The organism is Brevundimonas sp., assembly GCF_003248455.1.
Classification (GTDB): Bacteria; Pseudomonadota; Alphaproteobacteria; order Caulobacterales; family Caulobacteraceae; genus Brevundimonas.
This window is the reverse complement of the sequence record NZ_QFNM01000017.1, coordinates 1-20,660: the sequence shown is the minus strand read 5'-3', so window position 1 is coordinate 20,660 and position 20,660 is coordinate 1. Positions and strand designations below refer to the sequence as shown.

21 protein-coding genes, 1 tRNA gene and 1 pseudogene are annotated in these 20,660 nt (G+C 68.3%); 8 read left to right on the top strand and 15 right to left on the bottom strand.

Annotated features, from left to right (window positions below):
• Positions 1-8: 8 nt before the first annotated feature.
• Entirely contained in the window at positions 9-500 is a 492-nt protein-coding gene (locus DI624_RS08040; RefSeq protein WP_291537266.1) for a copper chaperone PCu(A)C, read from the top strand.
• Positions 501-573: 73 nt separating this feature from the next.
• The gene (gene ychF, locus DI624_RS08035) at positions 574-1,668 is read left to right on the top strand and encodes a redox-regulated ATPase YchF (protein WP_291537265.1); all 1,095 of its coding nucleotides are present in this window, start codon (positions 574-576) and stop codon (positions 1,666-1,668) included.
• On the opposite strand, the gene DI624_RS08030 is transcribed toward ychF, so the two are convergent.
• The gene (locus DI624_RS08030) at positions 1,661-2,200 is read right to left on the bottom strand and encodes a hypothetical protein (protein WP_291537264.1); all 540 of its coding nucleotides are present in this window, start codon (positions 2,198-2,200) and stop codon (positions 1,661-1,663) included. The two genes, ychF and DI624_RS08030, sit on opposite strands and share 8 nt — an antisense overlap.
• Before the next feature lie 113 nt (positions 2,201-2,313).
• Between DI624_RS08030 and DI624_RS08025 the strand changes: the two genes are divergently transcribed.
• Together DI624_RS08025 and DI624_RS08020 are read left to right on the top strand one after the other, a co-directional pair.
• Positions 2,314-4,536: a TonB-dependent hemoglobin/transferrin/lactoferrin family receptor gene (locus DI624_RS08025; protein ID WP_291537263.1), complete on the top strand. Its 2,223-nt coding sequence runs from the start codon at positions 2,314-2,316 to the stop codon at positions 4,534-4,536.
• Positions 4,537-4,571: 35 nt separating this feature from the next.
• Positions 4,572-5,549, top strand: a complete 978-nt coding sequence (locus DI624_RS08020) for a DUF6607 family protein (protein WP_291537262.1) — start codon at positions 4,572-4,574, stop codon at positions 5,547-5,549.
• Between the two features lie 59 nt (positions 5,550-5,608).
• On the opposite strand, the gene DI624_RS08015 is transcribed toward DI624_RS08020, so the two are convergent.
• Both DI624_RS08015 and DI624_RS08010 read right to left on the bottom strand, forming a co-directional pair.
• A complete protein-coding gene (locus DI624_RS08015) occupies positions 5,609-7,045 on the bottom strand; it encodes a hypothetical protein (RefSeq protein ID WP_291537261.1) in 1,437 nt (478 codons plus the stop codon).
• A 72-nt stretch (positions 7,046-7,117) separates the two neighbouring features.
• On the bottom strand, positions 7,118-8,086 hold the full coding sequence (locus DI624_RS08010; RefSeq protein WP_291537260.1) for a WYL domain-containing protein: 969 nt from the start codon (positions 8,084-8,086) through the stop codon (positions 7,118-7,120).
• Between the two features lie 115 nt (positions 8,087-8,201).
• Here DI624_RS08010 and DI624_RS08005 point away from each other — a divergent pair, with 115 nt between their 5' ends.
• Together DI624_RS08005 and DI624_RS08000 are read left to right on the top strand one after the other, a co-directional pair.
• Positions 8,202-8,426: a hypothetical protein gene (locus tag DI624_RS08005; RefSeq protein WP_291537259.1), complete on the top strand. Its 225-nt coding sequence runs from the start codon at positions 8,202-8,204 to the stop codon at positions 8,424-8,426.
• Positions 8,427-8,498: 72 nt separating this feature from the next.
• Positions 8,499-9,059, top strand: a complete 561-nt coding sequence (locus DI624_RS08000) for an HdeD family acid-resistance protein (protein WP_291537258.1) — start codon at positions 8,499-8,501, stop codon at positions 9,057-9,059.
• Between the two features lie 3 nt (positions 9,060-9,062).
• Here the strand turns inward: DI624_RS08000 and DI624_RS07995 are convergent, their stop codons facing one another.
• The 8 genes from DI624_RS07995 to DI624_RS07960 all read right to left on the bottom strand — a co-directional run bounded on the left by DI624_RS07995 (position 9,063) and on the right by DI624_RS07960 (position 16,057).
• Positions 9,063-10,121, bottom strand: coding sequence for an acyltransferase (locus DI624_RS07995; RefSeq protein ID WP_291537257.1), 1,059 nt, complete (start codon positions 10,119-10,121; stop codon positions 9,063-9,065).
• An 83-nt stretch (positions 10,122-10,204) separates the two neighbouring features.
• Complete coding sequence (locus DI624_RS07990; RefSeq protein ID WP_291537256.1) at positions 10,205-10,612, bottom strand: DUF1801 domain-containing protein; 408 nt, start codon at positions 10,610-10,612, stop codon at positions 10,205-10,207.
• 6 nt (positions 10,613-10,618) lie between these two features.
• A complete protein-coding gene (locus DI624_RS07985) occupies positions 10,619-12,049 on the bottom strand; it encodes an NAD(P)(+) transhydrogenase (Re/Si-specific) subunit beta (protein WP_291537255.1) in 1,431 nt (476 codons plus the stop codon).
• A 13-nt stretch (positions 12,050-12,062) separates the two neighbouring features.
• Complete coding sequence (locus tag DI624_RS07980) at positions 12,063-12,329, bottom strand: hypothetical protein (RefSeq protein ID WP_291537254.1); 267 nt, start codon at positions 12,327-12,329, stop codon at positions 12,063-12,065.
• Entirely contained in the window at positions 12,326-12,664 is a 339-nt protein-coding gene (locus DI624_RS07975) for an NAD(P) transhydrogenase subunit alpha (RefSeq protein WP_291537253.1), read from the bottom strand. Before DI624_RS07975 ends, DI624_RS07980 begins: the two co-directional genes overlap by 4 nt.
• The gene (locus DI624_RS07970) at positions 12,664-13,803 is read right to left on the bottom strand and encodes a Re/Si-specific NAD(P)(+) transhydrogenase subunit alpha (RefSeq protein WP_291537252.1); all 1,140 of its coding nucleotides are present in this window, start codon (positions 13,801-13,803) and stop codon (positions 12,664-12,666) included. The genes DI624_RS07975 and DI624_RS07970 overlap by 1 nt, the downstream gene beginning before the upstream one ends.
• 102 nt (positions 13,804-13,905) lie before the next feature.
• A complete protein-coding gene (locus DI624_RS07965; protein WP_291537251.1) occupies positions 13,906-14,178 on the bottom strand; it encodes an aa3-type cytochrome c oxidase subunit IV in 273 nt (90 codons plus the stop codon).
• 70 nt (positions 14,179-14,248) lie between these two features.
• A complete protein-coding gene (locus DI624_RS07960) occupies positions 14,249-16,057 on the bottom strand; it encodes a M3 family oligoendopeptidase (protein ID WP_291537250.1) in 1,809 nt (602 codons plus the stop codon).
• Between the two features lie 159 nt (positions 16,058-16,216).
• On the opposite strand from DI624_RS07960, the gene DI624_RS07955 reads away from it, so the two are divergent.
• Positions 16,217-17,668: a sigma-54 dependent transcriptional regulator gene (locus DI624_RS07955; protein WP_291537249.1), complete on the top strand. Its 1,452-nt coding sequence runs from the start codon at positions 16,217-16,219 to the stop codon at positions 17,666-17,668.
• A gap of 161 nt (positions 17,669-17,829) precedes the next feature.
• On the opposite strand, the gene DI624_RS07950 is transcribed toward DI624_RS07955, so the two are convergent.
• From DI624_RS07950 to DI624_RS07935, 4 genes and pseudogenes are all read right to left on the bottom strand, one after another.
• Positions 17,830-18,144: a hypothetical protein gene (locus DI624_RS07950; RefSeq protein ID WP_291537302.1), complete on the bottom strand. Its 315-nt coding sequence runs from the start codon at positions 18,142-18,144 to the stop codon at positions 17,830-17,832.
• 4 nt (positions 18,145-18,148) lie between these two features.
• A pseudogene (locus DI624_RS07945) lies at positions 18,149-18,391 on the bottom strand (DUF2312 domain-containing protein); the annotation flags it as partial.
• A gap of 180 nt (positions 18,392-18,571) precedes the next feature.
• A complete protein-coding gene (gene ykgO, locus DI624_RS07940; protein WP_131254103.1) occupies positions 18,572-18,697 on the bottom strand; it encodes a type B 50S ribosomal protein L36 in 126 nt (41 codons plus the stop codon).
• 202 nt (positions 18,698-18,899) lie between these two features.
• Positions 18,900-18,976, bottom strand: a tRNA-OTHER gene (locus tag DI624_RS07935).
• 182 nt (positions 18,977-19,158) lie between these two features.
• On the opposite strand from DI624_RS07935, the gene DI624_RS07930 reads away from it, so the two are divergent.
• Complete coding sequence (locus tag DI624_RS07930; RefSeq protein WP_291537248.1) at positions 19,159-20,439, top strand: lytic murein transglycosylase; 1,281 nt, start codon at positions 19,159-19,161, stop codon at positions 20,437-20,439.
• The last annotated feature ends 221 nt before the right edge of the window (positions 20,440-20,660 follow it).

Below are 20,660 nucleotides of genomic sequence, written 5' to 3'. Positions count from 1 at the left end.
CTATGATGATGATCCCGCACATCGCCCGTCCCGCCCTGCTTATCGCCGCCCTGACAGGGCTGGCCGCCTGCAGCCCCGCATCGCAGCCGCAGAACGACGCCGACGCGGCCCCGGCCGTCGCAGCCGCCGACGCCTGGTGCCGACCGTCGCCGAACGGCGCCAGGGCGGGGGCCTGCTATGTCGTCCTGACCGCCGCGACGGACGACCGGCTGACGGGCGGCTCCACCCCCCGCGCCGGAACGCTCCAGGTTCATGAAATGAAGACCGAGAACGGCATGATGACCATGCGGGAAATGGCTCAGGGCTTGCCCCTGCCTGCGGGCGAGCCCGTGGCCCTGGCGCCGGGCGGAGCGCATCTGATGCTGATGGACCTGACCGCCCCGCTGATCGCCGGAGAGACCCTGCCCCTGACGCTGGACTTCGCCGACGCGGCGCCGGTCACGGTCCAGGCCAAGGTGCGCCAGCCGGCGATGGCGGGCGTGGACCAGGGGGCGCATTGAGCCCTTTTGAAGCGCGAGCCTGACAAACCGGTTCGAACCGGCTAAAGGCTCGCGCCTTCTCCCGAGGAACACCATGGCTCTTAAAGTCGCGATCGTCGGCCTGCCCAATGTCGGCAAGTCCACCCTGTTCAACGCCCTGACCAAGACGGCGGCGGCCCAGGCGGCCAACTATCCGTTCTGCACCATCGAGCCGAACACCGGCGATGTGGCGGTGCCGGAGCCGCGCCTGAACGCCCTGGCCGAGATCGCCGGCTCCAAGGAGATAATTCCCGCCCGCATCACCTTTGTCGACGTCGCCGGCCTGGTGCGCGGCGCGTCCAAGGGCGAGGGGCTGGGCAACCAGTTCCTGGCCAATATCCGCGACTGCGACGCCGTGGCCTTCGTGGCGCGCTGTTTCGTCGACGACGACATCACCCACGTCGAGGACCGCATCGACCCGATCGCCGATCTGGAGATCATCGAGACGGAACTGATGCTGGCCGACATGGAGAGCCTTGAACGCCGCCGGCCCCAGTTGGAGAAGCGCGCCAAGGGCGGCGACAAGGAATCGGCCCTGACGCTGAAACTGGTCGATCTGGCCCTGGCCCAGTTGCACGCCGGCAAGCCCGCCCGCACCGCCGAAGTGTCCAAGGAAGACGCCAAGGCCTGGCACATGCTGCAACTGCTGACCGCCCTGCCCGCCCTCTATGTCGCCAATGTGGAAGAGGCCGCGGCCGACAAGGGCAACGAACTGTCCGACAAGGTCGCGGCGCGCGCGGCCAAGGACAACGCCAACGCCGTCGTCATCTCGGCCCAGATCGAATCCGAGATCGCCGTGCTGGACGACGAGGAGCAGCGCGAATTTCTGGAGACTTTGGGTCTGGAGGAACCCGGCCTGAACCGCCTGATCCGCGAAGCCTACAAGCTCTTGGGCCTGCAGACCTATTTCACGGTCGGGCCGAAGGAGGCGCGCGCCTGGACGATCAATGTCGGCGACACCGCGCCCCAGGCGGCGGGGGTGATCCACACCGACTTCGAAAAGGGGTTCATCCGCGCCGAGACCATCGCCTTCGACGATTTCGTGGCCCTGCGGGGCGAGGCCAAGGCGCGCGAGGCGGGCAAGCTGCGCGCCGAAGGCAAGTCCTATGTCGTCAAGGACGGCGACGTGATGAACTTCCTGTTCAACTAGGCGGAGCAGCGGGCGGGGCGTCCCCTGCCTCCTTCTTCATCATCTTCTCGAGCGGATTGGCGGGATCGGGCGCGCGTGGCGAACCGGGGCAACGCGCCAGCTTGGTCGTCAGCCTGTCTCTATCCATATAGGTCAGGGTCAGGACATCGCCCGTCGTGCCCATGTGAACACGCTCGTTCACCGGCTTGCCCTGAACCATGCAGGACAGGGCCGCGAAATAGCCTGAGCCCGCCTCGTCGATGCGGGCGATGTCGCAGTTGCGGCCATAGGCGTCGAACCGCATCGGCGTGAGGGTGATCGGACTGTTCGCCCCTCTCGGATTGACGCACCATTGCGGATTCGCCGCCCATACCCCCACGAAACTGCGCGGGCCGCGCCCCGCCAAGGACGACGGTCCCGCAGGCTCCACGGGCTGCATGGCGTCCGGGGTGCGCAACGGCGCGGCGGGTTCGCTGGGCGGATTGACCTGCCGTTCGTCGCATGCGGACAGAAGGGCGCAGGCGGCCAGCGCCGGTAACAGGACCGTTCTCATGGCGTTTGAACGCAACGGCCAAGGCTCAGGTTCAAGACCTCACAGTTATTGCGGTTGATTCTAATAATCGTTCGCAGTCACACGCCCGCCAATCCTATAAAGCGGGGCCATTGATGCGCACTCTCCTTCTTCTCTCCACCGCCGCGGCGGCCGTCGGCTCGGCCCTGCTCGTCCAGCCCGCACGCGCCGAGGCCCCAGCGGCGGCTGCGGCGCCGGCCGTCGCCACCGACGTCGATCCCGTCGTCGTGATCGGCACCCGATCCAAGCGCCTGGCCTCCAATATTCCCGGCACGGTCAGCGTGATCGACGCCGAGCAGATCGAGACCATGCTGGCCACGGACATCAAGGACCTGATCCGGTTCGAGCCGGGCGTCAGCGTCCCCACCTCCCCCTCGCGGTTCAGCCTGGCGCTGTCCGGCGCCGGTCGCGACGGCGATTCAGGCTTCACCATTCGCGGCATGGGCGGCGACCGGGTGCTGATCGTCAACGACGGCGTGCGCCTGCCCGCAGGCTTCAGCTTCGGCGCCCAGGCGGTCGGCCGCGGCGGCTACAACGACCTGGACCTGATCAAGTCGGTCGAAATCCTGCGCGGCCCGGCCTCGGCCCTCTACGGCTCGGACGGCGTCGCGGGCGCCGTGGCCTTCACCACCAAGGATCCATCGGACTTCCTGATCGGCGATCAGACCTTCGGCGCGCGTGGGCGCGTGGCCTACAACTCCGCCGATGAGGGCTGGACCGAAGGCGTCGCCTTCGCCGGACGTTCGGGCGCCCTGTCGGGCCTGCTCGCCTATACCCGCCGCGACTATCAGGAGACCGAGAACAAGGGATCGGTCGGCGGCGTCGGCGCGACCCGCACCCAGCCCAATCCGCAGGACTTCACCTCCAACGCCTATCTGGGCAAGCTGGTGTGGGACATCGCGCCCAACCACGCGCTGCGACTGACCTACGATCACCTGGATTCGGAGATGGACGGCGATGCCCTGAGCAGCCGTTCGGCCACCGTCCTGGCCGTCACCGCCCATGACGAGACGCAGCGCGACCGCGTCAGCGGCGAATGGCGCTTCAGCGATTTCGCCGGGCTCAACGACGGATCGGTGTCGCTGTACTGGCAGGACGCCACCACTCGCCAATACACTTTCGAGGATCGCACCCCGGCCGTCGACCGCGCCCGCGACGTCACCTTCGACAACGCCGTCTATGGCCTGGCCGCGCAGGGATCGCGCGTCTTCGGCGAGGGCGCAGCCGTGCAGCACCGCGTCACCTTCGGCGGCGACTGGTCGATGACGACGCAGGAAGGCGTCCGCGACGGGACCACCCCGCCGGTCGGCGAAACCTTCCCCGTCCGCGCCTTCCCCAAGACAGAGTTCCAGTTGGCCGGCCTGTTCGTGCAGGACGAGATCGAACTGCTGGACGGCGCCCTCAGCATCATTCCGGCCGTCCGTTACGACTGGTATGATCTGTCGCCCAAGGTCGACGCCCAGTTCCCCGCCCCGGCCTCGGGCCAGAGCGACGACCATATCTCGCCCAAGCTGGGCGTCGTCTATTGGACCGGCGCGCATTTGGGCGTCTTCGCCAACTACGCCCTGGGCTTCCGGGCGCCGTCGCCGATGCAGGTGAACAACTTCTTCGAGAACCCCGTCTACGGCTATCGCTCGATCCCGAACCCGAACCTGTCGCCCGAGACCAGCGAAAGCCTCGAGGCCGGTTTCCGCCTGCGCGACATCGATATGGCGGGCGGCAAGATGCGGCTGAACACCACCGCCTTCGCCACCCACTACGACGATTTCATCGACCAGGTGGTGGTGTCCGGCACGGGCGTTCCCGGCGTCGATCCGCTGGTCTATCAATACGTCAACTTGACCGAGGTCGATATTCGCGGCCTGGAGGCGCGCGCCGACATCTATTGGGACAACGGCTTCAGCCTGATCGGTTCGGCCGCCTATGCCGAGGGCGAACAGACCACCGAAGGCCGCCGCACCGAACTGGCCAGCGTCGATCCGGTGAAGGTGGTCGCCGGCCTGAACTATGCGGCCCCCTCCGGCGTCTGGGGCGGGTCGGCCACCGTCACCTGGTCGGGCAAGAAGGACGACGCGACCTATGGCGGCCTGGGCTGCGGCTCGGCCTGCTATCTGGGCGACAGCTTCACCCTGCTGGACCTGACGGCCTATTGGAACGTGACGGAGCGGGCGACGCTGCGCGCCGGCGCCTTCAACGTCTTCGACGAGACCTATGGCTGGTGGAGCGACGTGCGCGGCCTGGGCGCGACTTCGACCGTCAAGGACGCCTACACCCAGCCGGGGCGCAACTTCGGCGTCTCCCTGACGCTGCGTCTGTGAGCAGCATGTCTTCTCACACTGCAAGGAAACGCCCCATGCGCGCCATCCTCATCGCCGCCGCCCTGCTGACGACCACCGCGCCTGCGGCCCTGGCGCAGCAGGCGACCGCCCCGACGGCTGCGGCGGCCATGCCCGCCAACGCCTTCGAACGGGATCGCCAGTCGATCCTGGCCCAGGCGGGGCAGTACCGCGTCCATTTCGACATGCGCGAGAACGTCAGCTTCCGGGCCGACTACGATCCGCTGGAGGAAAAGCTGTCAGGCGGCAGCGAGATCGTGCGCGTCGTCTATGACAAGGGCGACAAGATCAGCCTGCAGCACATCCTGGTCATGGAGCACGACGGCCAGACCATCGTCGTCAAACACTGGCGTCAGGACTGGGTCTATCAGCCGGAAACCGTCCTGACCTACGCCGGGCCGAACCAGTGGACCCTGACCCCGGTGCCGGAGGCCGAGCGCGCCGGCGCCTGGTCCCAGACCGTGTGGCAAACCGACGATTCGCCTCGTTACGGCGGCGTGGGTCGCTGGACCTACGACAACGGCCTGTCGGCCTGGACTTCGGACGCGACCTGGCGCCCGCTGGCGCGTCGCGACGCGGTTCGAAACCCGGTCTATGACCGCTATCTCGGCACGAACCGCCACATCCTGAAGCCCGACGGCTGGGTCCACATCCAGGACAATATGAAGATGTCCGGCAGGAACGGCGGCGAACCCATCGCCATCGTCCAGGAAGACGTCATCAACACCTACGACCGCTCCACCGGCTATTCGCCGCAGGCCGGCGACGACTACTGGGCCAAGACGCAAGGCTTCTGGGCCGCCGTTCGCGACGCCTGGGACGCCGCCATCGCCGCCCATGACGGCGTTCACCTTCAGGAAGAAGGCGAGACCGGATCGGTCACGGGCGCCCCCTTGATGGACCTGGCCCAGGCGGTGGCGGACGGAAAGACCGCCGAGGCCGAGGCCATCGCCCAAGCGCGCACCCTGATTTCCGAGGCTACGACCCCGCGCTGACGATCCCCCGGCGCGGGTTCCTGCAGCGGCGGCCGGGCGACCGGCCGCCGTTTTCGCCGTCAGTTCAGGACGACCCGCCCGTCGACCAGGCGGAAGGCGACGCCCGTGCGCTGGAACAGGCGTGCGATGACGGCGGACGGATCGGCCGCCCCCTGATCCAGCAACCGCTCCACATCGCCCCGCAGCGACGGATCGCGCGACACGCGCGTAAGGCCGCTCAGCCATTCCTCACGGCTCAGAACCCCGTCCGGCTGGCGCAACAGGGGCTTCAGGAAGTCGAACCAGTCGCCGCCCGTGCGCTGACGCTGCGCCCCCTCGGCGGCCAGGGCGAAGACGGCGCCGCAGGCGTAATAGGCCCTGTGCTCGCCGCGTGCGCCTGCCTGGGCCACCGGCCGTTTGGCCAGATCGGCGCAGTCGTCCACCTCAGACTGCAGTTCATTTCGGGCGTCATAGGCCGGGTCCAACGCCTTCAGCGCCCGCACCGCCATCAGATCGGCCCCGCCCTCGGTGATCCAGGCCTCGTCCGCGAACTGATACCGCACGGTCTGGCCCAGCCAGAAATGCGCGCCCTCGTGGCCGATGAACCAGCGCGACCGTTCGCGGATTTCGGCCTGGGGCGTCGTCACGCCGCGTCCCTCGAAGGACATGACGATCAGGCCGGGCAGGACGCTGCCGCCCATGCTGGTCATCCGCTCCGTCGGGCCGTTCCAGGCCACCATGACGATGGGCGTATCCCCGCCCGCGCCCGGCGCGCCCAGGCGGTCGCGGTAGTATTGGCCGACGTGCGGGGCGAAGTCGCGAATCTCCTCGCCGATCCAGGGCGGCAGGTTCGGGTCGATCACCGTGGACAGGCCTTGTCCCGGCGTCACCGTCGCCTCGCCCAACAGGACGTAGCTGCGCTCGTCGGTCGTGGTCAGGGCGTCGCGGCGACGCCCGTTGAACAGCACGGGGCCGCTGTCGTCGCGCCAAGTCACGCGCGACGGACCGCCATCCAGCTTCACCCGGTTCAGATCGTCCGGCACCACTTCCGCCGCCTGGACCGAATCCAAGGCGAAGACATCCAGTTGGCGGGTCGGCAGGGCGACCGCGCCGTTCGAGAACAGCAGGGTCGGATATTCCGCCTCCAGGTCCATCGCCTTGGGCGTGACCCGGAAACGCACCTCGCGCGGCACGGGGCCGCCGTCGGCGCTGCGGACGATGTCGTAATGGCCGCGGCGCTCCATGACCACGCCGGGGGTCTCCACCGTCCACTGGCGCGGCCGCCAGGGCTGGCGCGTGTCGGTTTCGAGCGCCGAATCCATGAAGGCCCAGACCGGCGCGTCGCGACCGAAGCGATAATCGACGACGAGGCGATCGCCCGTCCGCGTCACCGTGACCTGAGGCCCGCTTTCGTCCAGAACCGCCGGCCGGTGCGGCGCCGGTCCCGCCGCACAGGCCCCTCCGATCAGGACGACGGCGGCGAGCGCGGAGGACGAGGTGAGGGCGTGAAGGCGCAAAGGGCGGTCTCCTGGGTACGATCGGCGCAAAGCCTAGCCGCCCGGAACGTTCGCAGTCAGCTTACGGTTTCGTCAGGCTGAAGCCGGATCCAGGGCGCGCCCCGCCGCCGCCAGTTCCTCGGCCATGACCGCTTTCAACCTCCCCGGCGCCAGGATCGACGCCTGCTCGCCCCAGGTGAACAGGTGCCAGGCCAGTTCGCGCATCCCCGAGGCGCGGAACCGCACGATCACCCCGCCGTCCGCCTGATCCTCGAACGCCTGAGTGGGATGCCAGCGCCAGCTCCTGGCCTCGGCCGCGCCTTCGGGCGCAATGCGGATGGCCACGTCCTCGATCTCGTCCTGATAGATGCCGAACGACTGGCTGGCGAAGGCGGCCAGGTCGAAATCGGCGGGCGGGACGGCCAGGCCGTCCTGCGGGGCGACATGGCTCATCCGATCCAGGCGGAAGGTCTGAATGCGGCCGGTCTCTCGGTCGGCCGCGACCAGATAGTTGGCCCGCCCGAACATGACGCCGCAGGGCGCCACGCTGCGTCGGCGCGGCTCTGCGCCCGGCCGGGAATAGGTGAAGCCCAGCGGCTGTTGCGCCAGCACCGCGCCGCGAATGGCCGTCAGCATCGCCTCGTCCGCCGACGGGCGCGGGCCCGCCTGGACCGCGATGGTCTCGGCCCGCACCAGGGCCTCCAGGTCCGGCGCCATTCGGTTCAAGGTCGTGGACCGCATCGCCGCCTTCAGTTTGCGCTCCAAAGCCTCCAGCGCCGCCGCCCGCGCCGGTTCGCCCGCCGCGCGCAGCCCTGCGGCCGCCTTGGCCAGTTCCAGCATCTCGGTCGCCGTGGGCGCCTGTTCGAACGCCGACAGGCCGCCGCGAATACGCCAGCGTTTGGTCGGCGGGTCCGACACCTCCTCGGCCTGCGGAAACAGCATCAGAACCGCGTCGCGCATCCGCTCGGCGGTGCGGCGGCCGACCCGCATGTCGCGCGCGATCTCGTCCAGCGTCAGGCCCTCGGCGCTGGCCGCCATGCGCCGCGCGAGGTCGATCACCATCGCCGCCTTGTCGTGCCTCAACCGCCGCCCCCGATTGCTACGTCCGTTTCTGACGCAACAGTGGAGCAAAACACCATCATCGACAAGAGGCCCATCGCTTCCAGGAGATCGTCACATGGCCCGCTTCCAACCGACTTCCGCCGTCAACGCCAGCCGCTACATCATCGTGCCCTGCGAAGCGGACGGCGCGTCCGACCTGGCGGTGATCTGGGACCGCCTGGAGGAGCAGGTGGTCGACGTCATCTCGGCCGCCGCCAGCCGTCGCTATTCCGACGAGGATCTGCTTTGGGACGAGGGTCGCGCAGCCGAGTCGGCGCCGGAATGGCGAATGGCCGCCTGAATAGACAAGCTTCGATCCGCGTGGGACAGTGAGACGGTCCCACGTTCGTCGGCCGATGATCGGAGCTTTCAGATGTCTTCTTCGCCGCTTGATATCCTGGCCCACCGTTTTCTGAACGCCGCCTGGTGGGCGGTGCTGATCCGGGGCGTCGCCGCCGTCATATTCGGCGTGCTGGTCTTCGCCTGGCCGGGCATCAGCCTGTTGTCCCTGATCATCGTCTATGGCGCCTACGCCGTGGTCGATGGGGTATTCGCCCTTGTTTCCGCCTTCCAGAGCAAGGGATCGGGCGTCTGGTCGCTGGTTCTGGTGGGGATCGTCAGCGTGGCCGCCGGCCTGATCGCCCTGGTCTGGCCCGGCGTGACGGCCCTGATCCTGGTGTTGATCATCGGCTGGGCCGCCGTATTCCGGGGGGTGTTCGAAATCGTCGCCGCCATTCGCCTGCGCAAGCGCCTGCCCAATGAATGGCTGCTGATCCTGGCGGGCGTAATCAGCATCCTGTTCGGCGCGGTCCTGATCGCGGCGCCCGGTCCGGGGGCGCTGGCCCTGCTGTGGCTGATCGCGACCTGGGCGGTCATCTTCGGCGTCGCCCTAATCGTCCTGGCGTTCCGGTTGAAAAAAGCGGCGGGCCGCTGACGGTCAGGCAGACCTGGGCTTGGTCCAGCGGTCGATCATACGCTGGGCCGGCTGTTCGACCAGCCGGTGCGCGACCACCGCGACCGCGACGATCAGCCCGAACATGGCGACGGCGAACAGGTCGTTCAGCCATACCGAGCCGAAGTCGATGCGCCGTCCGTTCGGCAGCCAGTCCAGCTTTCGCCCGATGATCAGCATGACCGTCAGGATGAACATATGAACCATGTAGATGGCGAAGGACCACCGGCCCAGCGTCACCAGCGCCGGCCTGTCCAAAAGGCGTGACAAGGCGCCCTCCTCTCCCGCGAACACCCAGACCAGGCCCACGAAGACCAGAGTGACCGCCACCGTGATCGGTCCCGTCGCCCAGCCGACGAAGAGACAGGCCGCGACGACGGCGGCGACCTCCAGCCCTGTCGCCGCCGCCCCCTTCAGGCGCGGGACGCGGGTCCACAGCCCCTGCAACAGGCATCCCAGAAAGAAGCCGTAGACGGCGCGGGGCACGGCGAGATCGAACGTCGTGTTCATCCAGCGCCGGGCGTAGGCCAGAACGAGCGCACCGCCCACGACCGCCAGGACCAGGCCGATCCAGCGGAACCGCCTGGGCGCGATCAACACCAGACCGGCGAAGATCAGATAGCAGGCCCACTCTGCGCTCAGCGTCCACGCCGGCCCGTTCCAGGTCAGATAAGGGTGGACCCGCCAGGCCTGCACCAGCAGCAGATTGGAGAAGATCGCCTCGACCGACCGATCGCGCGTGAACGGAACGGCCCCGTCGAAGTGGAAGATCAGCCGCGCCAGTTCCAGCAAGACGAAGGCGCCCAGCATCAGCAGATGCAGCGGCCAGATCCGGCCGAACCGCCGCACCATGAACCGCCCCGCGTCCCGCCCCGACTTCAGCCGGTTCGCATAGGCATGGGCGATGACGAAACCCGAAAGGACGAAGAAGTAGTCGACGAACAGATAGGCGTGCTGGACAAGCCCCCAGTCCCGCCAATGGCTGGCCACCGGCATGTGGAACATCACCACCAGAACGGCGCAGACCCCGCGCAGGGAGTCCAAGGCTTCAAATCGCTGATGTCCGGCTGTCTTCACGGGCGCGTGATAGCCCCGGTGAAGGTTGCGCGATAGAGGCTTTGGCGGACTTAGCCGGAATGGCGGCTTCGCATCGCGAGGACGGATCGGTCGCACAGGTCGCGCAGGACCTCGCCGTCGATCCGATCCAGACGTGCGACATAGAGGCAACCGACGCCGGTCTTCACCTTGCCGAGCCTGCCAACCAGTCCTTCCCGCTCGGGAAATCCGCCAGCGATATAGAGCACCAGGTTTGCCTTACGCGGCGAGAAGCCGATCAGCGGCCAGTCCCCCGTCGGCCCGCCGGTGTTCCCGAAGCCGACGATGGACGTCCCCCACATGACCGCCGGCTCTCCGCTGATCTCGGTCATCAGGTCGCGGACGGCTTCGGCGTCGGCCCGGCGGCGCGGGTCCTCGACGGCGGCGAGGAAATCGTCGACCGAGGCGTCTGTCGGACGGGTCTTGGGCGCGCTGACCATGGTCCCTTAGAGCCCCTTCACGATCCCCTCGACCATCTTCTTGGCGTCGGCGAACAGCATCATGGTGTTGTCGCGGAAGAACAGCTCGTTCTCGACCCCGGCATAGCCCGAGCCCATGCCGCGCTTGATGAACAGCACCGTGCCCGCCTTCTCGACGTCCAGGATCGGCATGCCGTAGATCGGCGACTGGGGATCGGTCTTGGCGGCGGGGTTGGTCACGTCGTTGGCGCCGATGACGAAGGCCACGTCGGCGGTGGCGAACTCGGCGTTGATGTCCTCCAATTCGAACACCTCGTCATAGGGGACGTTCGCTTCCGCAAGCAGGACGTTCATATGGCCCGGCATCCGGCCTGCGACGGGGTGGATGGCGTATTTCACCTCGACCCCTTCCTCCTTCAGCTTGTCGGCCATTTCGCGAAGGGCGTGCTGGGCCTGGGCCACCGCCATGCCGTAGCCGGGCACGATGATGACCTTGGAGGCGTTCTTCAGAATGAAGGCGGCGTCCTCGGCCGAGCCCTGTTTGACCGGCCGCGTCTCCTGAACGCCGCCAGCGCCCGCCGCGCCCGTCTCGCCGCCAAAGCCGCCCAGTATGACGCTGACGAAGCTGCGGTTCATGCCCTTGCACATGATGTAGCTGAGGATCGCGCCCGAGGATCCGACCAGGGCGCCGGTGATGATCAGGGCGATGTTCTCCAGCGTGAAGCCCAGGGCTGCCGCCGCCCAGCCGGAATAGGAGTTCAGCATCGACACGACGACGGGCATGTCGGCGCCGCCGATGGGGATGATCAGGGTCGCGCCCAGGACCAGGCTGAGCACGAACACGCCCCAGAAGGCCCAGGTCGCTTGGCCGCCCGATCCGACCATGATGCCGATCAGCAGGACCAGAACCAGCCCCAGGCCCACATTGATAAGGTGCCGCCCCGGCAGCAGGATGGGCGCCCCGCTCATGTTGCCGTTCAGCTTGGCGAAGGCGATGACCGAGCCGGTGAAGGTGATGGCCCCGATGGCCACGCCCAGAGACAGTTCGATCACCGACTGGACCTTGATCCCGCCCGCCCCGTCCGAAATGCCGAAGGCTGCGGGGGCGTAGACGGCGCCCACCGCGACCAGACAGGCGCTGAGGCCGACAAGGCTGTGAAAGGCGGCGACCAGTTGCGGCATGTCGGTCATGGCGACGCGCTTGGCGATCAGGGCGCCGGCCCCGCCGCCCACGATGACGCCGCCCGCGATCAGGGCCAGGGTCAGCGGGTCCAGAGCGCCGGTGGTCCCCAGTGTCAACAGGGTCACGCCAATGGCCAGGGCCATGCCGATCATGCCGAAGGCGGCGCCCCGGCGGCTGGTCTCGGGGCTGGACAGGCCGCGCAGCGACAAGATGAACAAGACGCCCGACGCCAGATAGGCCAGCGCGGCCAAAGACGCGGTAAGCGATGCGGTCATCGCGCCCCTCCCCTCACGACGTGCGCGCCAGCCGCCACAGGGCGGCGGCGATGAACAGCGGGCCGATGAAGAACAGGGCCCATTCGAAGACGCCCAGCGGCCGGTCCTGCGTCACCACCCGGACCAGGATGGCCGAGAAGACCAGGGCGATGCCGCAGTCGTGCAGCCGCTGGCGCTTGATCGGAACCCGGGTTCCGAACCAGCCATACAGCCACAGGCCGAACCCGACGCCGGTGGCGACCCAGGAGCCGACGATGGCGATCTGCGCGGCGTCGGTCACGAAGACACCTTTGGAGCGACGGGCCGCTCCTTCTTCTTGTACATGGCCAGCATCCGCCGCGTGACCATGAAGCCGCCGAAGATGTTGACGCTGGCCAGGGTGACGGCCGCCACGCCCGCCCCCTTGGCGACCCAGGCGCCGGGACCGGCCGCATTCCCTGACACGGCCGCCGCCGCGATCAGGCCGCCGACGATGATGACGCTGGAAATGGCGTTGGTCACGGCCATCAGCGGCGTGTGCAGCGCCGGCGTCACGCTCCAGACGACATAATAGCCGACGAAGATCGCCAGCACGAAGATGGCCAGGCGGAAGACGGTGGGATCGACGTGTTCCATCAGCTTGCTCCCTTGATCCCTTCATGCACCACGGCCCCGCCGTCGGTGACGACCGCCGCCTTCAGGATCTCGTCCTCAAGATCGACCGTCAGCGCGCCGTCCTTGACCATCAGCCCGACGAAGGCCGTCAGGTTGCGGGCGTAGAGGGCGCTGGCGTCGGCGGCGATACGGCCGGGCAGATTGGCCCAGCCGACGATGGTGACGCCATTGGCCGTGGTCACGACCTCGTTCAGCTTCGAACCCTCGACGTTTCCGCCCGCCTCGACCGCCAGATCGACGATGACAGAGCCTGGCTTCATCGAGGCGACGTGGTCGGCGGTCAGCAGGATCGGGGCGGCGCGGCCGGGGATCAGGGCGGTGGTGATGACGACGTCCTGCTTGACCACATGGGTCGCGGTCAGTTCGGCCTGTTTGGCCTGATATTCGGCGGACATCGGCTTGGCGTAGCCGCCGGCGGTCTGGGCGTTCCTGAACTCCTCGTCCTCGACGGCCAGGAATTTGGCGCCCAGGCTTTCGACCTGTTCCTTGGTGGCGGGGCGGACGTCTGTCGCGGTGACGACGGCGCCTAGGCGCCTTGCGGTGGCGATGGCCTGAAGCCCGGCGACCCCGACGCCCATGACGAAACATTTGGCGGCCGCGACCGTGCCCGCCGCCGTCATCATCATCGGGAAGCCCTTGCCATAGGCGTAGGCCGCCTCGATCACCGCGCGGTATCCGGCCAGGTTGGCCTGAGACGACAGGACGTCCATGACCTGGGCGCGGGTGATGCGGGGCACGAACTCCATCGCGAAGGCGGTGGCGTTGGCCCCGGCCAGGGCGTCGACGGTGGCCTTGTCGCGATAGGCGTCCAGCATGGCGATGACGATGGCGCCGGGTTTCAGGGCGCTGGTCTCCTGGGCCGTGGGGCCGCGCACCTTCAGCACGATGTCGGCGCCGTCCAGAACGGCGCGCGTGTCCGGCCTCACCACCGCCCCGGCGGCGGCGTAGTCGGCGTCGGGAATGGAGGAGCCCAGGCCCGTCCCAGCCTCGACCGCGACAGTCGCGCCCAGAGCGATCAGCTTCTTCACCGTTTCGGGCGTCACGGCGCAGCGCGTCTCGCCTTCGCGGCGTTCCCGGGTGACGGCGACTGAGACGGTCAAGCGAATCCCCTCGTTCTCGTGATTGAACGAAGGTTAGGCCGTTCCGGCGCAAGCCGTCAAAGCACGGTTACGCCAAGGCTTGGAGAGAGGCGGCGATCGATCCTAGTGCGCGGCGCCGCGCTTGGGCCTCAGGGCCACGAAGCCCACGCCGCCCAGAACGACCGCCCCCAGCAACGCGACCATGAAGCTGCCGCCGGGATGGAACCAGAGCGTCAGGAAGACGACCAGCACGGAGACGGCCAGCCCGCCCCATTTGGCCAGGTTCAGGAACAGGCGATAGGTGGAGATCTGCTCGCGCACCTCCATATGACCGCGCATATAGCTTTGCGCATCGGCGTCAGCCGGACCTGTGGCGGCATTGTCGTGGTCGGCCATGGCGTCGTCCCCTCGTCTTTTCCTCGCCCCGACTATAGCGAGGCGTCCTCGCGGCTCAAGTCCGGCGCGTTCAGCCCAGGGCCTCGAACTGATCGACCAGCCGCTCCAGACGCTGGCAGCCGACGCTCCAGAAGGCCGGATCGCGCGGGTTCAGGCCGAACGGCTTCAAGGCCTCGACATAGGTCCGCGTCCCGCCTCCGGCCAGCAGATCGCGATACAGGGGCGTGAACCCCGCCGGATCGGCGCGCCGCGCCTCCATCAGGGCCGCCACCAACAGGTCGCCGAAGGCGTAGGCGTAGACGTAGAAGGGCGAATGGACGAAGTGGCTGACATAGGCCCACCAGTGCTCATAGCCGGGGTTCAGCTTGACCGCCGGCCCCAGCGAGGCGCCCATTTCCTCCAGCCACAGCTGATTGATCCGCGGCTGGGACACCTCGCCCCGCAGCCGCTCGTCGTGGAAACGGGTCTCGAACCGGTGGAAAGCGATCTGGCGGACGACGGTGTTCAGTCCGTCCTCGATCCGTCCGGCCAGCAGGCCCCGCTGCTGGGCCTTGGGCGCGGTGGCCAGCAAACGGTCGAAGGTCAGGCCCTCGGCGAAGATGGAGGCGGTCTCGGCCAGGGTCAGGGGGGTGTCGGCCAACAGCGTGCCCTGGTCCGCCGCCAGGGTCTGGTGGACGCCGTGCCCCAGTTCATGGGCCAGGGTCAGGACGTCGCGCCGCTCGCCCATCCAGTTCAGGAAGACATAGGGATGGCGGTCGGCGGTCACGGGGTGGGCGTAGGCGCCCGACTGTTTGCCCGGCCGCGCGCGGCCGTCGATCCACGGCTTGTCGAAGAAGGCGCCGGCCCGATCGGCGAAGTCGCCGCCCAGGTCCGAGAAACTGTCCAGCACGATCTCTCGTCCCTGGCTCCAGGTGAAGGCGCGCGGGGCGGTGGTTTCGATGGGGGCGTTGCGATCCCAGTGATCCAGCCGCGACTTGCCCATCGCCTTGGCCTTCAGCGCATAATAGCGGTGCGACAGGCGTGGATAGGCGGCGGCCACCGCCTCGGCCATCGCATCCACCGCCTCGCCATCGACCTCATTGGCCAGGTGGCGGCTGTCGGCGGGGCGTTTGAAGCCGCGCCAGCGATCCTCCATCGCCTTGTCGGCGGCGACGGTGTTCAGCACCAGGGCCAGGGTCGGGGCGCGGGCGGCCAGCGCTTCGGACAGGCCCTCGGCGGCGGCCTTGCGACGCGCGGGCTTGACGTCCGACAGACGGTTCAGGGCCTCGGCCAGGGTCAGGTCTTCGCCGCCGGCCTTGGCCCGCAAGGCAGCCAGTTGCTCGTCGAACAGGCGCGGCCACTGGGCCGTTATCGGGCCGCGTTCGGCGATGAAGGTTTCCAGCTCGGTCGAAAGTTCGTGCGGCTTCATCGCCCGCACCCGTCGCAGCCACGGCCGCCAGCGCGCCGCGCCTTCATGAGCGTCCAGCGCCGCCTCCAGCGCCGCATCGTCGATCCGGTTGATCTCCAGCGTCAGCCAGACGGTCGGGGTGGCGATGGCGGTGATCTTCTCGCGCACGTCCGCCTCGAACCCCTGGGCGGCCGCATCGTCGCGCGCGGTCGAGGCCGACAGGAAGGCGTAGGCCCCCAGGGCGCCCAGCACGTCCGACGTCTGTTCATACAGGCCGATGGCCTGATCCAGCACGGCGCCCAGTTGTCGCGGGTCCCGATCCGCCGCCTCTGTCTCCGCCGCCAGCCGTCCCCGAAGGGCGTTCAAGGCGTCGACCAGCGCCCTGGCCTTGTCCAGATCGGCGGCGAGCCGAGCATCCTCGCGCGAGGCGTAGAGGTCGGTCAGGTCCCACAAGGGGGCTTCGGCGCTGGGCGTCTTGAAGGGAGCGTTCATGGCCCTGTTCTGGGGACGCCCGCCGCGAGGCGCAACCTTTGACGCCGTTAACCCGCCGCTCACCACGCCGCACAACGCGATTTTCACCTCATCGGCGCTAGAACCGTCCCGAAACAGGCCACCTGCGTCAAGGCGGCCGAGACGAAGAGGCGGCTCCCCATGGCCAAGACCATCCTGGTCGTCGACGACGATCCGACCCAGCGCCGCCTGATCCAGGCCGTGCTGGAGCGCGACGGCTATGCGGTCGTCCATGCGGCCGGCGGCGGCGAGGCCATCGACCGGATGACGCGGGGCGGCGGGGCGGACCTGATCCTGCTGGACATGGTGATGCCCGAGATGTCGGGCCTGGAATGCCTGGCCGAACTGCGCAGCGCCGGCGTCGCCGAGCCGGTCATCGTGCTGACGGCCAACGGCGGCATCGACATGGTGGTCAAGGCCATGCAGGCCGGGGCCCAGGACTTCTTCGTCAAGCCGGTGGGGCCGGAACGGCTGCTGGTCGGGGTGCGCAACGCGCTTCAGATGAAGCGGCTGACGGCAGAGGTCGGACGCCTGACCAAGCGCGCCCAGGGCCGCGCCAGTTTCGACGACATCGTGGGCGACAGCCCGGCGATGCGGATGGTCAAGGCGCTGGGCGTGCGCGCCGCCAAATCCTCCATCCCCGTCCTGATCACCGGCGAGAGCGGCGTCGGCAAGGAGGTGATCGCCCGCGCCCTGCACGGCGCCAGCGACCGGGCCGGCAAACCCTTCGTCGCCGTCAACTGCGGCGCCCTGCCCGCCAATCTGATCGAATCCATCCTGTTCGGCCACGAGAAGGGCGCCTTCACCGGGGCGGTCGACAAGACGCTGGGCAAGTTCCGCGAGGCGGACGGCGGCACCCTGTTCCTGGACGAGATCAGCGAGCTGCCGCTAGACATGCAGGTCAAGCTGCTGCGCGCCCTGCAGGAGGGCGAGATCGACCCGGTCGGCGGCAAGCGCCCCGTCAAGATCGACGTCCGCATCGTCTCGGCCACCAACCGCGATCCGGCGCAGCAGGTGCGCGACGGCGCCTTTCGCGAAGACCTGTTCTACCGGTTGAACGTCTTTCCGATCGAGGCCCCGTCCCTGCGGGATCGGCGCGAGGACATCCCCGCCCTGGTCGAGCATTTCATCGCCCGTTTCAACGCCGAGGAGGGCAAGCGGATCGCCGGCTGCGCGCCCGAGACCCTGGCCCTGCTGCAAAGGTTCGACTGGCCCGGCAATGTCCGCCAGCTGGAGAATGCGGTGTTCCGCGCCATCGTCCTGGCCGACGCCCCTTTCCTGCAGCCGCACGATTTCCCGGCCATCTCCGGCGTCGCCGCCCTCCTGCCCGACGCCGCCCCGCTCCAGGCCGCGACGGCCGCCAGCGTTCAGACGAAGGCCGCCGTCGGCGCCGAACCGCCGATCCGCATCCTGGACGAACGCGGCCATCTGCGCACGCTGGAAGACATCGAACGCGACCTGATCCAGCACGCCATCGAGGTTTACGCCGGCCACATGAGCGAGATCGCGCGGCGCCTGGGGATCGGCCGTTCCACCCTGTATCGCAAGGTCCGCGAACAGGGGTTGGAGGGTCAGTTGAAAGAGGCGGGGTGAGGTTGAAGCTCTTTTCCTCCCTGCTTCGCGGGGAGGTGGCGCGGCGCGTCTTCCGCGCCGTGACGGAGGGGCTTCTCACCGCATCATAGGCGCCTTTTCAGGCTTCAAGAGCCCCTCCACCGCTTCGCGGTCCCCCTCCCCATGAAATGGGGAGGAGACAGTCATTCCTGCCTCTTGCGCCCCCACCGCGGTTTCGGCGCCTCGCCCTTCGCCTTGGCGGCGATCTCTTTCAGCTTGCGGCCCTGCATGGCCGACAGGGCCTGGCCGGGGGCGCCCTTTTCGGGGTCGGCGAAGGCGCGGCCGTGGGTCTTGACGCGGTCGCTGACGGAATCGAGGAATTCGCCCTCCCATTCGGACAGGGAGACGCCCGCCTTCTCGGCCGAGCGGCGGGCGCGTCTCAGGGCGTTCAAGGCGGCGCGCTGGGCCGCCTTGCGCTGGGCCTCGAAGGGGCTGTCGGAAGGCGGTTTGCGCTTCAGCCCCCAGCATGGCCTCTTCCTCCTGGCGCTTGGCCTTGTCCTGCTTCCTGATGCGGATGACCTTGCGCAGGACCTTGACGTCGTAGCCTTCGCCCTTGGCCTCGGCGAAAACCTCCTTCATGTCGGTCATGACGGCCTGCTTGTCCTCTTCGAGGCGTTCCAGCCGCTCGATGATGGTGCGCAGGCGCCCTTGCGCCGTCGAGGTGAGAACGTCGGGACCGCCGTCGAAGGAGGCGTCGTCAGCCATTGGGGAATACTCCAGAAATCAGGCGCGGACGCTAACCATGCCGCCGGGCGCGCGACAACCGCGAACACGAAAAAGGCCGCGGACGAAGGCCCGCAGCCTGTGGATCGTAGACTTTCCTGCCGCGCCCTCGACCTTCGGCCGACCTGAGCGCGACGCCCCTGAACGGGGCGCAGGAAGTCCTTAGCCCTGCTTGGCCTTGAAGCGCGGGTCGGTCTTGTTGATGACGAAGACGACGCCCTTGCGACGCACGATCTTGCAATCGCGGTGGCGGGTCTTCAGGGACTTGAGCGAGCTACGGACCTTCATGGTCGGACGTCCTGAGAGAAACCAATAAGAAAGCCGCTGACCCGGTCGGATCGCGGCGGAGGCGGTCGTATAGAGAGCGGGGTCGCGAAGGTCAAGCCGCCAAGGGCCGAAACCGCTCGCAACGCTGGCCCGGCCTGCTCCAGACCCCTGCTCAAAACTGTGCTCAAGCAGCCCAAAGGGCGATGGCACGATCAAAAAGAGCTGGAGGCCTGACCTCCGAGTCGAACGGAGGGTTTTCGGGTTTGCACGCCCGCCGCGTCGCCACTCCGCCATCAGGCCGTCACAGGACAGGTGCGGTCATACGCCGCAGCGGTTAAGGCGTCGACGAAAATCAGGGTTAACGCTCCTGACAGACGCAGGCCCCGCAACGGATTCGCGCCGCAGGCGATTTAGGATCGGAAGACAGCCCTTCGCGCGGATGTCATTTCACCTGTCGGGTCGGGGGCTTTAGTCTGAATCGCATGCGTTTTTCCTATCGTCTTCTCCTGATCTTCAGCGTTTCGGCCTGCGCGCCCATGTTGCCCGAACCGCCGGCCCGACCCCCCAGCCCCCAACCGGAGGCGCCGGCCGGACAGCCCGCCGCGACGCCGGCCCCCGCGCCGCAACCGCCGCTGGCCGCCTACGACCAACAGGGGTTCGAGGGCTGGAAGCAGGGCTTCCTGGCCAGGAAGGGCGGCGCGCGACGGGCCGAATACGCCCGCGAGCTGGAGGGGCTGACGCCCGACCCGACGGTGGTGCGGCTGGACCGGAACCAGCCGGAGTTCTCCAAGCCCGCCGGCGCCTATGTCCAGAACGCCGTGACCTCGGTGCGGATCGCCCAGGCCAAGCAGCGGATCGACCGCGTGCCGTGGCCGGTGGTCCAGCGATTCGGCGTGCCTAGCGAGATCCTGGTCGGGGTCTGGGCCCAGGAAAGCGCCTTCGGCCAGGTCCAGGGCGACTATGACGTGATCCGCTCCCTGGCGACCCTGGCTTATGACGGCCGCCGCCGCGACTGGGCCGAGGGCCAGCTGAAGGACGCGCTGGACATCGTGGTGGACGGGCGTCGAGAGCGGGCGGGCCTGAAGGGCAGCTGGGCCGGGGCCATGGGCCAGACCCAGTTCATGCCCGACAACTATCTGCGCCTGGGCGTGGATCAGGACGGCGACGGCAAGGTGGACATCTGGGACGACGACGCCGACGCCCTGGCTTCCGCCGCCAATCTGCTGGCCCAGGCCGGATGGAAACGCGGCCAGGGCTGGGGCTATGAAGTCGTCCTGCCCCCCGGCTTCGACTACGCCGAGGCGGAAGGGCCCAAGCACGACTGGGCCTATTGGGCGGCCAAGGGGGTGCGGCTGGCGCAGGGCGGCACGCCGAACGGCGCCGAGGCGCTGGAAGCGGCGACCATCCTGTTGCCGCAAGGGGCGAACGGGCCGGCCTTCCTGGCCCTGCCGAACCACTACGTCATCCGCCGCTACAACAACTCGGTCAGCTACGCCCTGGCCATCGGCCTGACGGCGGACGGGATCATGGGCAAGCCGCCCCTGACCAAGGCCTGGCCCAACGACCCATCCATGTCGCGCGACCAGCGGATCGGGGCGCAGCGGGCGCTGACGCGGCTGGGCTACGACACCCGCGGGGTGGACGGGGTGATCGGATCGAACACCCGCGCGGCCCTGCGCCGCTGGCAGATCGCCACGGGCCGGATCGCCGACGGCTATCTGACGCCGGCCCTGGCCGACGAACTGATCCGCCGGGCGGGCTGAGGACGAAAATTCGGGCATGGTTCGACGCTCCTGCCGTCGCGGGCGGAGGTGTTGGAGGGCTGGGCGGAGCGCCGGGCCTTCGCCCGGAGTATGAGTTTGTAAGTACCGTTTCGACGAAGTTCGACGCTCCGCGCGGTTGGTTGGCCTGCAAGCTCGGGGCGTCGAGCGGTGGCGGTCTTATCGCCTAACCCCATAAGCCTGCGACGGGTCGGCGGGGTCTG